The organism is Streptomyces sp. NPDC001100, from assembly GCF_053598575.1.
Map to the genome: position 1 here is coordinate 1 of NZ_JBSFKO010000032.1, position 13,284 is coordinate 13,284.

The following is a 13,284-nucleotide window of genomic DNA, read 5'->3' on the forward strand; positions in this document are numbered from 1 at the left end:
CCAGGGGGCGATCACGAGGACGACGCCGAGCGGGTCGTACTGCGTCCAGGCGGTCCTTTCCCGGGGACGAGCGGATCAGTGAACCCGCGGATCAGCGGATCAGCGGATCAGCGGATCAGCGGATCAGCGGGCCAAGTCGTAGGCGTACGACGCCGTGAACGTGCCGGCCGCGCCCTTGCAGCCGTCCGACTCCCCCGGGAGTTTCACCCACAGATAGCCGTCGATCAGGGCCTCTCCGGTGTTCAGCGTCGGTGCCCGGCCGATCTTCCGGCCTGCCGGGTCGCACCACTGACCGTCGGCCGGGGCGCCGTTGCCGTTGCGGCTGGTGTCGATGACGGCGCCGAGACCCGGGGGGCCGCCCAGGGCGTCGAGGACCTGGCGGTCGTAGGCGATCTCGGCCGAAGTGGTGTGGAAATTCGAGACGTTGCTGAAGATCCCGTCGGAGGACTCGGCGGAGGCCGCGCCCGCCTGCTTGAGCAGGGCCGCCTGCTGCCCGGCCGGGTTCCAGTCGGAGTGGCCGGCGTCGTAGTACACGCGGGCCTGCGGGTCGGCGGCCTTCATGACGCGGCCCGCGCGGGCCAACGCCTCGAAGCGTTCGGCGCGTTGGGTGTCGTCGAGGCAGTCGGCCTGGGCTATGGAGTCGGGTTCCAATATCACGACGACCTCCCGGGAGCCCAGGCCCGCCGCGAAGTTGTCGATCCAGTCGTCGTAGGCGGCGAAGTCGGACGCGCCGCCCTCGGAGGCTCCGCCGCAGTCGCGGTCCGGGATCGCGTACGGCACGACGACCGGCACCCTGCCCTGCGCGGCGGCGCCCGAAGTGACCGCGCGGACGCGGGAGGTGATGGTCGACGGTGTGAAGTCGGCGAACCACACGGCCGCGGGCTGGTCGGCGATCCGGGACTCGATGACCTCGGTGCGGGGGTCGTCGGGGTGGTCGCGGACCCAGTCGAGGACCTGGGACTCGGGGTGGCGGTAGAGGCGTGGGGAGGCGGTCGCGGTCCGGTGCGGCTTCCGCGCGGTGCCGGTCGTGGCGGTCGTGCCGGTCTTCTTCGGGCGGGCGGACGAACTCGCTCTGGTGGACGGAGAGTTCGACACCGACGGGGTGCCGGGCAGTGGCACCAGCAGCGTCGCCCCGCTCGCGTCGGGCCGCGCCGTGTTCGCACCGCTGTCGTCGTCCAGCGCTCTGATCATCCCGGTCACCGTGCCGACCGCGACCACGGCCGACGCGGCCACGACCAGCACGCTCCGCCGGGCGCCCCGCCCGCGCCGCCGGCCACGTGAACCCGACACGCTGCCGCCCCCTCCCGTGCGGCACGCCCGTTCCCCCGTTCTGGGGAAGTGTCGGGCCCGCCGGCACCTCGGCCAGCCTAGGACTGGGACGCTGCCCCCATGGGGCAATTGGCACACTTCACCACACCCGTGGACAAGGTCGTCTCCCGGCTGCGCGCGCTCGACGAGGAGTTGCCCGTCCGGGACGGGATCGCGGTGTTCAACCGCGTCTACCTCGCCGTCACGGAGGCGGTCGACCGGAGCGTCGACGCCGGGCGGTTCACGGACCCACGGGCCGCGATCACGCTGGACGTACGGTTCGCGGAACGCTATCTGGCGGCTGTCGACGCGGTCGCCGACGGACGGCGCACGCCCGCCTGTTGGCGACCGCTGTTCCAGCTGCGCCGGCATCCGGGCGTACGTCCGCTGCAGTTCGCCCTCTCGGGCATCAATGCGCACATCGGCCACGACCTCGCGCTCGCCGTGGTGGACGCCTGTCGTACGCTCGACTGCGAACCGGCCGATCTGGAGGACGAGTTCGACCGTGTGGGCGATCTCCTCGTGTCGCTGGAGGAGCGCATCCGCGAAGAGCTGATGCCGGGTCCCGACCTGTTCCAGATCGCCGATCCACTCACCCATCTGCTCGGCTCGTGGAGCCTGGAGCGCGCTCGGGACGCCACCTGGACGGCGGCCCGGGCTCTGTGGGCGCTGCGCGGACTGCCCGATGTCGCCGAGGAGTTCACCGAACGGCTGGACGCGGCGGTGGGGCTCGCGGGCCGCATGATGCTCACCCCGTTGCCCGACTGACCGGGTCGGCGGGCGCCAACTCCCCTCAGTCCTCCGGGAGTTCGACCGGTGCGATGTCGTCGTAGACGTCCCCCGGACCGGGGTTGGTCGGGTCGGTCGTGCCGCCGAACTGGTGCATGACGCCCCAGACGGCGTTCAACGCGGTCTGGACGGCGCCCTCGGCCCAGCCGGCCGTCCAGGAGATGTCGTCGCCGGCGAGGAAGACGCCCCGCTTGTCCTCGGGCAGCCGGTCCTGCATGAAGTGGGTGAACAGGCGCCGCTGGTAGCGGTAGTGGCCGGGCAGGTTGGCCTTGAACGCGCCCATGAAGTAGGGCTCGTTCTCCCAGGAGACGGTCACCGGGTTGCCGATGACGTGCTTCCTGATGTCGACCTTCGGATAGATCTCGCCGAGCGACTTCAGCATGACCTCCATCCGCTCGTTGGCGGACAGCGGCAGCCACTTGAGGCTGTCGTCGCACCAGGTGTACGAGAGGCAGATGACAGCGGGCTTGTCCGGGCCGTCGTCGAGGAGGTAAGTGCCGCGCGTCATACGGTCGGTGAGGGTCATCGACATGACGTCCCGGCCGGTCGGGTTTCCCCTGTCGTCGACGGCCTTGTCGAGCCAGAACGGCCGGTCGACCGGGACGAAGAGCTTGGAGCTCTCCATGTAGTGGGTGCGCTCGATCGCCGTCCAGTGGTCGATCGGGAAGAGCGAGTCGTCGCAGGCGATCTTGGAGAGCAGCATCCAGGACTGGGCGGTGAAGATCGCCGCCCGGTAGGTGCGGATGTCGCCGTTCGCGTCCGTCACGGTGATCCGGTTGCCGGCCGTGCGGTGCAGCCGGGTCACGGCGGGGCGGGGTTCGCCGTTCACGTGCAGGGACGCCAGCGAGGTTCCGTAGGGCCAGTGGACGATCTTCTGCGGTTCGCGGTCCCAGAGGCGGAGCGGGAGTTGCTGGGACCCTCCGACGATGCCGCAGTGGTGGTCGTCGGCCTCGGTGTAGACGACCCGCAGGATCTCCAGGATCGAGTTGGGGAAGTCGGTGTCCCAGCCGCCGGTGCCGAAGCCGACCTGGCCGAAGATCTCGCGGTGCCGGAAGGACTTGAAGGACTCGGATTCGCAGAGGAAGCCGTAGAAGGTCTGGTTGTCGAGCTTCTCGACGAGCCTCGACCAGATCTCGCGGATGCGCGGGACGTCGCGTTCGCGCAGGGCGCGGTTCATGTCGGAGAAGTCGGCGCCCTCTTCGAGGCAGGCGTTCCAGGCGTGCATGACGTCGCGGTAGACCTGCGGGAGGTCGTCGACCGTCGTCGCGTAGTGGGACTCGCCCTTGAGGTCGACGACGGTCGAAGGGGTCGCCTCGGCAAGGGGGTTGGGGAACGGGCGGGTCTCAAGTCCCACCAGATCGATGTAGTGCTGGAGAGCCGTGGAGGAGGGCGGGAAGCGCATCGCGCCCATCTCGGCGGTCAGTCCCTCGGTGCCGGAGCCCTCGAAGCCGACCGTGCGCAGCCGGCCGCCGATCTGGTCGGCCTCGTAGACGACGGGCTTGAGACCCATCTTCATCAGCTCGTACGCCGCCACGATGCCGGACAACCCGCCCCCGATGACGGCGACTTCGGTGCCGTGCTCGGTCGCGGGTATCTGGCCGAGGCCCGCCGGGTGGGCGAGGAAGTCGTCGTAGGCGTAGGGGAAGTCCGGCCCGAACATGGTGATCGGCGGCTGTCGCTCGTCGGCGTGCTGGACGGCGTTGGGCACCGTGGACGTCATGGGGTACGGACTCCTAGCGGAACAAGAACAGGTACAGGTGCAGGTACAAGTGCGGGAAGAGCAGGGGGGATTCAGGCCAGGGACCCGTAGAGGCCGGGGCGGCGGTCCTGCAGATACGGGTTGGCCGCGCGGGATTCGGCGAGGAGCGCGGGGTCGACGTCGCCGAGGAGCAGTTCCTCGCCGCGGCCGGCCCTGCTGCGGGCGACTCCGTCCGGACCGGCGAGCGTGGAGAGGCCGAAGAAGTCGAACTCCCCCTCCCGGCCGATGCGGTTGATGTACGCCACATACATCTGGTTCTCCCAGGCCCGCACCGGGACCACGGACTCGGCGACCAGCTGGAACGGGACCATGTTCGCCGTCGGGACGAGCAGCAGGTCGGTGCCGGCGAGGGCGTGGGCGCGGACGGGCTCCGGGAACTCGACGTCGTAGCAGATCATCAGACCGACGGTCAGGCCGTTCAACTCGGCCTGGACGACGGGCTGTTCGCCGGGGGTGAAGTGGGCGCGCTCGAAGTCGCCGAAGAGGTGGGTCTTGCGGTAGTTCGCGAGGCGGTCGCCGTCGGCGGAGATCAGCTGGGCGGAGTTGTGGACGGCGTCGCCGTCGCGCTCCGGGTAGCCGTAGGTGATGGCGATCCCGTGCCGGCCGGCGATCTCGGCGATCGTGTCGGCGGAGTCGCCGTCGGCGGGTTCGGCGAGGCGCCCGATGTCGTCACCGATCGCGTAGCCGGTGAGGAACATCTCCGGCGCGGCGAGCAGCGCGGCACCGCCGGCCGCGGCCCGGCCGGCGGCCTCGTCGAGGACCTTGAGGTTCTCGACGAGCGAGCCGGGGCGACCGGAGCTCTGGAGGAGGGCGGTGCGCATGTGTGGTCCTCACCGGTACGAAAAGACTGAAGAGTCCCCTTATTGGGGCCCCCTAGACGGTACGGCCGGGGGGCTGGGCCGGACAAGAAGGAGCCGTTGCGCGCCGGTGAGTGTTTTGTTGCGTGCGGGTGCGGTGGGGCGGCGATTCGTTGCGTGCCTGATGGGAGCAGGTCGCTCCGGTGCGGCCGACCCGTTGTCGGTCGTAGGCCATAGGTTTCCGCCCATGAATCCTGAACTGGTCAACCGGCTCGCGCCGTTCCGTGCGGAGGCGCTGGGGCGCGGGATACCGCCCCGGGGCGTCGAGGGGTGGATCGCCGCCGCTCGTCCCTGCGCGACCCTCGTCACCCGTGGGGACGGGCCGGTCGTCGGCAGGTTCGGCGGGCCGCTGCTGCTGCCGGCCGACGCCCCCGACCCCTGGTTCCCGTTACTCGCCACCCTCGACTGCGCGGCCCTGCCGGAGGAGGTGACGGGCCTTCCCCTCCCGGCCGACGGCCGGCTGTTGCTCTTCGGCTTCCCCGAGATGACGTCCTACGGCGGTAGCGCCGGTGAGGTCGTGTACATCCCCGAGGGGACCCCTGTCGAGGAGCGGACCCCGAAGTACCCCTGCGTCCACGGCGAGAAGGGGGCCGAGTTCCACGACGTCGACGCGCTCGGCGTCTACGAGCAGTTCCCCCAGGAGGAGCTGCGGCTGGAGCCCGATGTCTCCCTGCCCTCCCACTTCCTGGCCACGTCGCCCGAGTCCGGCGAGGGGACCGTCCCACTCCCCGGCCATCCCAGCGCCCGGGAGCTGGCCGAGGTGTGGGAGGAGACGTACGGCGACATCGTCGTCGACGGCCCGCTGCACATCGGGGGGTACGCCTCCCACGAGTGCCCGGAGACGGATCCCGTCGCGGACGCCGCGGAGGACGCGGAACGGGCGCGACAGCACCGGACCGAGGCCGCGCCCGGGTCCGCCGACGCCACGCCACTGCCCGCACCCAAGGAGTGGACGCTGCTCGCCCAGTGGGACATCGGTCTCGACGAGCGAGAGGGTTCCACCCTGCACTGGGTGATCCCGCGCCAGGATCTGGCCGGGCGCCGCTTCGACCGGGCGCACGTGTCGTTCTTCTGGAATCCCTGACCGGTCCTACCGGCCCTACCGGCGCGGCAGGGCGAAGACGGTGAGGACGGCCGCGTGGTCCGAGGGCCAGCAGTTGGCGGAGACGTCCGGCCAGGGGCTCGGGGTGCCGGTGACGAAGGTCCGGGAGTCGAGGACGGTCAGGCCCCGGTGCAGGACGTAGTCGATGCGGTCCTGCGGCTCGGGGCGCCCGCTGCCGTCCTCGTGCAGGGGGTGGATCGGCGACCAGGTATGGCCGGGGTCGGCGGCCGGGTCGGGGTTCGCCTCGCGGTAGCTGTCGCGCAGGCCCGCGTCCGCCGCCGCCTTGGTGACCGGCCATTCCACGTCGGGCCAGTCCAGGTGCGAGGGGCCGTTGAAGTCGCCGACCAGGACGACGGGTACGGCGTCGTCGGCCGTCTCCGCGATCCGGTCCAGGGTGTCCCGCATCTGGGCGAGCCGTACGTCCTCGTGGGCGATCAGGTCGGTGGCCGGGAGTCCGTCGAATGCTGACTCGTAGGGACCGTAGGGCGTGTAGTCGAGGTGGCAGGTCCACAGGTCGACCTCGCGGCCCTCCGCTACGGCGATCCGGACCCCGGCGGCTCCGTAGAAGCCGACGTCGGGGTCGCCGAAGCGGGCGGTGATCGGGTGGCGGCTGATGATCCCGAGGTTCTCGCCGGCCCGGTGGTGGTGCCAGCCGAGCGCCTCGGCCAGTTCCCCGGCCGCGGTGCCGCCGGTCTCCTGGAGGCCGACCACGTCCGCGCCGGTCTCCGCGATGACCTTCAGCTGCTTGGTCCGGTGGTCGTCGACCTTGCTGCCGCCGAGCCAGAGGTTCCAGGTCAACACGCGTAGTTCAGGTGCGGTGCCGGACGCCACCATCGCGCGCAGGTCCGCCGGGGTGATCCCGACGAGGCTCGCCCGGACCGTGCGGCCGGGGGCCGCGTCGATCGGGGCCAGCGACGGCACGGCGAGGACCGCGCAGCCGGCCGCCTCGGCGGAGCTGACGCCGGTCTGGGTGTCCTCGACGGCCACGCAGGCGGCCGGGTCGACGCCGAGGGCGCGGCAGGCGGCGAGGTAGGGGTCGGGGGCGGGCTTGGTGGCCCCGGTGTCGTCGGCGGTGACGGAGACCGCGAAGCGGCTCGCGCCGAGGGCGTCGAGGACGGTGTCGGCGACCGCGCGGGGGGACGCGGTGACCAGGGCCGTGGAGACGCCGTCGCGGGCGAGGGCGTCGAGGAGGTCGAGCGCGCCGGGGCGGGGCACGATGCCGGTGCGGACACGGGCGGCGAACTCCTGGTGCAGTTCGGCCGCGAGGTCCGCCGCCGACGCGCCCGTGGTGGTGGCGAGCCAGTCGGCGGTGTGCTCGACCGGGCGGCCGAGCACCTCCGGCTGGTCCGCGTCGGTGAGGGTTCTGCCCGCGACCTGCTCCACCGCCTCCCACCACAGCCGCTCGGTGTCGACGAGCGTTCCGTCCATGTCGAACAGGACGGCCTGGAGCGGGAGTTGGGTGTGGGGGGTCACGTTTCTCTCTTTCACTACGGGTGCACTGCGGGTGCACTACGGGCCTCGGAGGGCCTTACGGGTTGATGCGCTCCGCCACGAGTACCGGCCGTTCCGGCAACGACACGCGGACGGCGACTCCGGCGCCCAGGGTGGTGGCCTCGTGTGTGGGCAGGTCGGCCTTGACCTCGGTACCGTCGGCGAGCAGAACGCTGACGCGGACGACCGCGCCGTGGAAGGCGGTGGCGACGACCCGGGCGTCTCCGGCGTCGTCGGCGTGCACGTGGATCGCCTCGGGCCGGACCAGCACGTCCACGTCGGGTCCGGCCGGCGCCTCGCCGTCGACGGGCAGCCGCTGTCCGCCGAGCACTTCGACGACTCCGTCCGCGAGCCGTCCCGGGAGCCGGCTCATCGTGCCGACGAACTCGGCGACGAAGGGGGTGGCGGGCCGCCCGTACAACTCGGCGGGCGCGGCGCACTGTTCGAGCTTTCCGGCGTGCATCACGGCGACCCGGTCGGCGATGGACAGCGCCTCTTCCTGATCGTGCGTCACGAAGAGTGTGGTGATGCCGAGTTCCTGCTGGAGGCGGCGGATCTCCTCCCGCAGGGACAGCCGCACCTTGGCGTCGAGGGCCGACAGCGGCTCGTCCAGGAGCAGCACGCGCGGACGCAGGGCGAGCGCGCGGGCCAGGGCGATGCGCTGCTGCTGGCCGCCGGAGAGCTGGTGCGGGAAGCGCTCACCCTTGTCGCCGAGCCCGACAAGGTGGAGCAACTCGTTGGCACGGAGCCGCCGTTCGGCCTTGTTCACCTTGCGCATGCGCAGCCCGAAGGCGACGTTGTCGAGGGCGTTGAGGTGCGGGAAGAGGCTGTAGGACTGGAAGACCATCCCGGCGTCGCGGCGATGGGCGGGGACGTGGGTGACGTCCTGGCCGTCCACCAACACCTCGCCGGAGGTGGGGTGTTCGAACCCGGCGAGCATGCGCAGCGCGGTGGTCTTGCCGCAGCCGGAGGGGCCGAGCAGGGCCAGGAACTCGCCGGGCCGGACGGTCAGGTCGAGTCCGTCGAGGGCGACCGTCGGGCCGAACTCCCGGCGCAGGCCCCGGAATTCGACCGTGGCGGCGTTCTCCGTGGCGGTCTTCTCAAGCGTGGTGGCGGTCATGGTTCATCCCCGGGACGAAGCGGTTTTGTCGCGCCCGCCGACACCGGCGAGCGTGAGGAGGAGTGCCCAGGTGACGACCAGGCTGAGCACGGAGACGGCGACGGAGAGCTGGGCGTTGGACCCGCCGACGCTGTAGATCCACACGGCGAACGGCTGGAAGCCGAGCAGCTGGGCCACGGTGAACTCGCCGAGCACCAGCGCCAGCGTGAGGAAGGAGGCGTTGAGCAACGCGCCGCGCAGATTGGGCAGTACGGTCCGCACGAGAGCCTGCGGCCAGTTCGCGCCGCAGCTGCGGGCGGCCTCGACCAGGGTCTTCACGTCGATGGCCCGCAGCCCGGAGTCCAGCGCCCGGTACACGAACGGCAGCGCCATCACGACGTAGGCGAGGACGAGGACGAACGGGAAGCTCGGGTTCTGGATGGCGACGAAGGTCTCGAAGAGCGGGGTGCGGGACAGGTAGTCGGGGCCCCACTTGAGGACGGTGGCGATACCGGCGACGAACGCGATCGGCGGCACCACCAGCGGGAGCGAGCAGATCACCTCGACGACCGGGCGCAGCCGGGGCGCGCCGAGCCGTAGCGCGACCATGGCGGGCACCATCAGGAGCAGGACGACGGCGATGGTGGCGGCTGCCAGTTCGAGCGAGAGCAGCAGGCTGGAGGTGAAGCCGTCGGCCGAGACGATCTGGGTGTAGGCGTCGAAGGTGATGCCCTCGCCGGGCACGTCGACCGTGAAGATCACGGACGCGGCGAGCGGCACCAGGAAGTACAGGGCGGCGAGGCCGAGGACGACCCACCGCCAGATGTTCAGGCGTCCAGCCATCGCGCGCTCCGTCGTTGCAGGGGCAGGTACACGGCCATGACCAGGCCCGCGACCAGGACCATGTCGAGGCTGAGGGCGAGGGCCACGTTCTCCTGGCCGACCAGCACGTTGCCGGAGATGGCGTCGGCGATCTGCAGGGTGACCAGCGGGATCGAACTGCCCACCATGGCCGCGGCGGTGGCGTACGCGGCGAAGGCGCTGCCGAAGAGGAGGACGAACCCGCCGAGCAGCGAGGGCAGCAGCACCGGCAGGGCCACGTGCCGCCAGTACTGCACGCCGGTGGCGCCGTTGTTCGCGGCGGCCTCGCGCCACTGGGTGCGCAGGCCCTCCAGGGCGGGGGTGATGGTGAGGACCATCAGCGGGATGAGGAAGTACAGGTAGACGAGGACCAGGCCGGAGAAGCTGTAGAGGTCCCAGCCCTTGTCCTTGAGGCCCAAGTGGGTCGTCAGCACACCGGCGTTGCCGAGGGTGGCGACGAAGGCGAAGGCGAGGGGGACACCGCCGAAGTTGGCGAGGACGCCGGAGGCGGTGAGGACGGCCTCGCGCAGCGCGCGGAAGCGGGAGGTGACGACGACCTGCGCGAGCGGCAGTCCGAGCAGGGTGCCGAGGGCGCCCGAGAGGGCGGACAGCTTGACGCTGCCGACCAGCGCGGTGAAGTAGGCGCCCTGGAGCGAGTCGGTGAGGTTGGCGGTGCTGTACGAAGTGGCGCCCGTCGTCTGGTTCTTGACGGTGAAGGCGCCGTTCAGCATCGCGATGGCGGGCACCCCGAAGGCGACCGCGACGAACACGAGCAGCGGGACCACGGCGATCCAGCCTGGGACGCGGCGCCGCCGCTTCGAGGAAGCGGCGGCGACCACATCGGCCCGCGTGAGCGTGGCCGTCATCCGGAGACGGCCTTCGCCCAACCGGACGCGATGACCGTCTTGGCCTTGGCCTGCTGGGCCTCGGTCGGGAAGGACGGCGTGCCGGAGACCTTGGGGAGCTTGGCGGCGGCGGTCTTGTCGAGCGTGCCGGCCGACTCCATGGAGCTCATCAGCACCGGGCGCGCGTACCCCTTGAGCCACAGGTTCTGGCCCTCGGCGCTGTAGAGGTACTCCTGCCACAGGCGCGCCGCCGCCGGGTGCGGGGCGTCCTTGTTGATGGCCTGCGAGTAGTACTGCGCGTACTGGCCGTCGGTCGGGATGGAGACCTTCCAGTCGACGCCCTTGGACTTGAACTCGTCGGCGTAACCCGCGTTGAGGTAGTCCCAGTCGATGGAGATGGGCGTCTCGCCCTTCTCGACGGTGGCCGGGGTGGACTCGACGGGCGTGTAGTTGCCGTTCTTCTTCAGCTTGGCGAAGAAGTCCAGGCCGGGCTGGATGTCGTCGAAGGAGCCCTTGTTGGCGAGCGCCGCCGCGTAGACGCCGCCGAAGGCCGAACCCGACTTGGTGGGGTTGCCGTTGAGGGCGACCTGACCCTTGTACTGCGGCTTGAGCAGGTCCGCGAAGGTGGTCGGACAGGTCTTGACGCGCTTGGCGTCGCAGCCGATGGAGATGTAGCCGCCGTAGTCGTTGAACCACTGCCCCTTCGGGTCCTTCTGCCCCTCGGGGATCTGGTCGAAGGCGGCGACCTTGTACGGCGCGAGCAGGCCCTGCTGGGCGGCGCTGAGCGCGAAGGAGGAGCCGAGGTCGAGGACGTCGGGCGCACGGTTCTGGCCCTTGCGGGAGGTCACGGCGTTGATCTCGTCCTGGCTGGAGCCGTCCGGGTTCTCGTCCGTGATCTTGATGCCGTACTTCTTGGTGAAGCCGTCGATGATGGCGCCGTAGTTCGCCCAGTCACGGGGCACCGCGATGATGTGCAGCGTGCCCTCCTTCTTGGCGGCCTTCACCAGGGCGGCCATGCCACCGAAGTCGGCGGCGGAGGTGGCGGTGGCGGCGTTCTTGCCGTCGGCGGTGGTCGACGAGTTGGTGGGAGCGGCGCCGCAGGCGCTCAGGGCGAGCGCGGCGACGACGGCGAGGGAACCACCCAGGACGGCGTTTCTCGGCGGGGACACGGTCACGGTCTCTCCAGGGGTGCGCACGAGGGTCAGAGCAGAGCGGAGAACTTGTCTGAACAAGTTGGCCTCAGTACGCCCGGCAATGGTGTCTTGTTCGTAAACATTGGCGAAACCGTGACCCCTTCTTCTCTGCACACTCCTGGCTGACACGGATCACCGAGGTAACTCGACTACGCTGCTCACGCTGTGCACAGTGGTCGATTCGGAGGGGAAGCATGACGGCGCGACACGAGGAGATCGCCGACGAGCTGCGCAGAGCCATCGACCGCGAGGAGTACACAGTCGGCAGCCGGCTGCCCGCGGAGACGGAGCTCGCGGCGCAGTACGGCGTCTCGCGCGGCACGGTCCGCCAGGCCGTCGCGGCCCTCACCGCCGAAGGCCTGATCGGCTCCCGCCAGGGCGCCCGCCGGGTGGTGCTGGCCAGCCGCCGCAGCCAGAGCTTCGCGGAACTGCGCAGCTTCGCCGAGTGGGCCCGCGCCATGGAGCGCGAGGCGACCGGACACGTGGTCGAGCAGGAGTACCGCCCGGCCACCGCCGAGGACGCCGTACGCCTCCAACTCCCGGAGAAGACACCGGTGTTGCACGTCCTGCGGGTGCGCGGCCTGGACGGCGAGCCGGTCCTGCTGGAGCGGACCGTATACGCCGACTGGATCTCCCCGGCCGTCGAGGCCATCGAACCCGACTGCCCGTCGGTCACCCAACGCCTGTACGACGACACGGGGTTGGTCTTCGCCTACGGCGAGCACGTGATCGACGCGGTGGCGGCGGGCGCGCAGGACGCGGAGCTGCTGGGCATCCGCCGGACCAGCCCGCTGCTGCGGGTCCGCCGGGTCACAACCACGCGCGAGGGACGGCCTGTCGAGTGGTCCGACGACCGCTACCGCTCGGACGCGGTGAGCTTCAGCGTGCACAACTCGATAGGGAACAACGCACTGGCCCGCAAGACGGCGGAGTGAGCCCGAGGGGTTCGGATTCGGGGGCTCAACCGGCCGCCACGCAGAACTCGTTGCCCTCCGGGTCGGCCATCACCACATGGTGTCCGTCGAACTCCGTGAGCACCCGGCCGCCAACCCCCACCAGCCGCTCGGCCTCGGCTCTGATCGCCGCCCATCTCTCCTCCCCGCCGCCCCGCACCGGCACCCGGATGTCCAGATGCAGTCGGTTCTTCGCGGTCTTGGGCTCGGGGACCTTGAGGATGCACAGACGCGGGCCGACGCCATCGGGGTCGCACAGCCAGGCGCCGTCGTCCTCGCCCCCGTCGTCCTCCGGGTCGTAGTGGGCGATCCACTCGGCGCGCGTGGCGAAGGGAGCGGGCAGTGGCTCGTCGACGTAGCCGAGGGCCGTCTTCCAGAACGCGGCGAGGAGCCGGGCGTCGTCGCAGTCGAGGGTGAGATCGATTCGTGCTGCCATGCCCCCGACCGTACGACCCGGCACTGACAATCGCCCTTGCCCGCCCGCTCGGCGCCCTACGTGGGCGAGCCGGACGAGAAGCGGCGCAGCAGCGGGGACAGCACCAGCACGGACTTCGTCCGTTCCACGAACGGCTCCCCCGCGATCCGCTCCAGCACCCGCTCGAAGTGGCGCATGTCGGCGGCGAAGACCTGGACGACGGCGTCGGCGTCGCCGGTGACGGTGGACGCGGCGACCACCTCCTGGTAGCGCTCCAGGCCCCGGCGGATGGTGTCCGGGGAGGTGTTGTGCCGGCAGTAGATCTCGACGAACCCCTCGGTCTGCCAGCCGAGCGCCGCCGGGTCCACCCGTACGGTGAAACCGGTGATGGCGCCGGTGGCCCGTAGCCGGTCCACGCGCCGCTTCACGGCGGGCGCGGAGAGGCCGACCAGGTGCCCGATGTCCGCGAAGGAGCGGCGGGCGTCCTCGGCGAGGGCGTGCACGATGCGTTCGTCGAGTTCGTTGAGCACTGCGGGCGGTTCACTTCTCTGCGCTGGCCGGGTGGGAGCGGCGATGGCCGTATACGAAGTAGAACACGGGCCCGACAGCGAT

Annotated in this window: 13 protein-coding genes; 3 read left to right on the forward strand and 10 right to left on the reverse strand. The window is 70.8% G+C overall.

The window, feature by feature from the left end; all coding sequences use genetic code 11:
• Positions 1 to 123: 123 nt before the first annotated feature.
• Positions 124 to 1,239, reverse strand: coding sequence for a glycoside hydrolase family 6 protein (locus ACWDEW_RS35215; protein WP_450518548.1), 1,116 nt, complete (start codon positions 1,237 to 1,239; stop codon positions 124 to 126).
• Positions 1,240 to 1,389: 150 nt separating this feature from the next.
• Between ACWDEW_RS35215 and ACWDEW_RS35220 the strand changes: the two genes are divergently transcribed.
• Entirely contained in the window at positions 1,390 to 2,076 is a 687-nt protein-coding gene (locus ACWDEW_RS35220) for a DUF5995 family protein (RefSeq protein WP_450518375.1), read from the forward strand.
• 25 nt (positions 2,077 to 2,101) lie between these two features.
• Here the strand turns inward: ACWDEW_RS35220 and ACWDEW_RS35225 are convergent, their stop codons facing one another.
• Together ACWDEW_RS35225 and ACWDEW_RS35230 are read right to left on the reverse strand one after the other, a co-directional pair.
• Positions 2,102 to 3,817 carry a flavin monoamine oxidase family protein gene (locus ACWDEW_RS35225; protein ID WP_450518377.1) on the reverse strand — a complete coding sequence of 572 codons (1,716 nt, stop codon included), beginning with the start codon at positions 3,815 to 3,817 and terminating at the stop codon, positions 2,102 to 2,104.
• A 71-nt stretch (positions 3,818 to 3,888) separates the two neighbouring features.
• On the reverse strand, positions 3,889 to 4,677 hold the full coding sequence (locus ACWDEW_RS35230) for a carbon-nitrogen hydrolase family protein (protein ID WP_450518379.1): 789 nt from the start codon (positions 4,675 to 4,677) through the stop codon (positions 3,889 to 3,891).
• Positions 4,678 to 4,900: 223 nt separating this feature from the next.
• On the opposite strand from ACWDEW_RS35230, the gene ACWDEW_RS35235 reads away from it, so the two are divergent.
• A complete protein-coding gene (locus ACWDEW_RS35235) occupies positions 4,901 to 5,797 on the forward strand; it encodes a DUF1963 domain-containing protein (RefSeq protein ID WP_450518381.1) in 897 nt (298 codons plus the stop codon).
• 15 nt (positions 5,798 to 5,812) lie between these two features.
• Here the strand turns inward: ACWDEW_RS35235 and ACWDEW_RS35240 are convergent, their stop codons facing one another.
• From ACWDEW_RS35240 to ACWDEW_RS35260, 5 genes are read right to left on the reverse strand one after another with little or no spacing between them, the layout of a single operon-like run.
• Complete coding sequence (locus ACWDEW_RS35240) at positions 5,813 to 7,288, reverse strand: HAD-IA family hydrolase (protein ID WP_450518382.1); 1,476 nt, start codon at positions 7,286 to 7,288, stop codon at positions 5,813 to 5,815.
• Positions 7,289 to 7,343: 55 nt separating this feature from the next.
• On the reverse strand, positions 7,344 to 8,426 hold the full coding sequence (locus ACWDEW_RS35245; RefSeq protein WP_450518384.1) for an ABC transporter ATP-binding protein: 1,083 nt from the start codon (positions 8,424 to 8,426) through the stop codon (positions 7,344 to 7,346).
• A gap of 3 nt (positions 8,427 to 8,429) precedes the next feature.
• On the reverse strand, positions 8,430 to 9,248 hold the full coding sequence (locus ACWDEW_RS35250; RefSeq protein ID WP_450518386.1) for an ABC transporter permease: 819 nt from the start codon (positions 9,246 to 9,248) through the stop codon (positions 8,430 to 8,432).
• Complete coding sequence (locus ACWDEW_RS35255; RefSeq protein WP_450518388.1) at positions 9,233 to 10,132, reverse strand: ABC transporter permease; 900 nt, start codon at positions 10,130 to 10,132, stop codon at positions 9,233 to 9,235. Before ACWDEW_RS35255 ends, ACWDEW_RS35250 begins: the two co-directional genes overlap by 16 nt.
• The gene (locus tag ACWDEW_RS35260) at positions 10,129 to 11,286 is read right to left on the reverse strand and encodes an ABC transporter substrate-binding protein (protein ID WP_450518390.1); all 1,158 of its coding nucleotides are present in this window, start codon (positions 11,284 to 11,286) and stop codon (positions 10,129 to 10,131) included. Before ACWDEW_RS35260 ends, ACWDEW_RS35255 begins: the two co-directional genes overlap by 4 nt.
• 212 nt (positions 11,287 to 11,498) lie before the next feature.
• Between ACWDEW_RS35260 and ACWDEW_RS35265 the strand changes: the two genes are divergently transcribed.
• A complete protein-coding gene (locus ACWDEW_RS35265; protein ID WP_450518392.1) occupies positions 11,499 to 12,239 on the forward strand; it encodes a GntR family transcriptional regulator in 741 nt (246 codons plus the stop codon).
• A gap of 25 nt (positions 12,240 to 12,264) precedes the next feature.
• On the opposite strand, the gene ACWDEW_RS35270 is transcribed toward ACWDEW_RS35265, so the two are convergent.
• Both ACWDEW_RS35270 and ACWDEW_RS35275 read right to left on the reverse strand, forming a co-directional pair.
• Positions 12,265 to 12,693 carry a VOC family protein gene (locus ACWDEW_RS35270; RefSeq protein ID WP_450518394.1) on the reverse strand — a complete coding sequence of 143 codons (429 nt, stop codon included), beginning with the start codon at positions 12,691 to 12,693 and terminating at the stop codon, positions 12,265 to 12,267.
• Positions 12,694 to 12,749: 56 nt separating this feature from the next.
• On the reverse strand, positions 12,750 to 13,202 hold the full coding sequence (locus ACWDEW_RS35275) for an Lrp/AsnC family transcriptional regulator (RefSeq protein WP_262062324.1): 453 nt from the start codon (positions 13,200 to 13,202) through the stop codon (positions 12,750 to 12,752).
• Positions 13,203 to 13,284 lie beyond the last annotated feature (82 nt).

What these genes read in the sequence shown, in the direction of transcription:
- ACWDEW_RS35225 (WP_450518377.1), bottom strand. Translation starts at nt 3,817, where the DNA reads ATGACGTCCACGGTGCCCAACGCCGTCCAGCACGCCGACGAGCGACAG.
- ACWDEW_RS35245 (WP_450518384.1), bottom strand. Translation starts at nt 8,426, where the DNA reads ATGACCGCCACCACGCTTGAGAAGACCGCCACGGAGAACGCCGCCACG.
- ACWDEW_RS35220 (WP_450518375.1), top strand. Translation starts at nt 1,390, where the DNA reads ATGGGGCAATTGGCACACTTCACCACACCCGTGGACAAGGTCGTCTCC.
- ACWDEW_RS35270 (WP_450518394.1), bottom strand. Translation starts at nt 12,693, where the DNA reads ATGGCAGCACGAATCGATCTCACCCTCGACTGCGACGACGCCCGGCTC.
- ACWDEW_RS35255 (WP_450518388.1), bottom strand. Translation starts at nt 10,132, where the DNA reads ATGACGGCCACGCTCACGCGGGCCGATGTGGTCGCCGCCGCTTCCTCG.
- ACWDEW_RS35250 (WP_450518386.1), bottom strand. Translation starts at nt 9,248, where the DNA reads ATGGCTGGACGCCTGAACATCTGGCGGTGGGTCGTCCTCGGCCTCGCC.
- ACWDEW_RS35230 (WP_450518379.1), bottom strand. Translation starts at nt 4,677, where the DNA reads ATGCGCACCGCCCTCCTCCAGAGCTCCGGTCGCCCCGGCTCGCTCGTC.
- ACWDEW_RS35235 (WP_450518381.1), top strand. Translation starts at nt 4,901, where the DNA reads ATGAATCCTGAACTGGTCAACCGGCTCGCGCCGTTCCGTGCGGAGGCG.
- ACWDEW_RS35265 (WP_450518392.1), top strand. Translation starts at nt 11,499, where the DNA reads ATGACGGCGCGACACGAGGAGATCGCCGACGAGCTGCGCAGAGCCATC.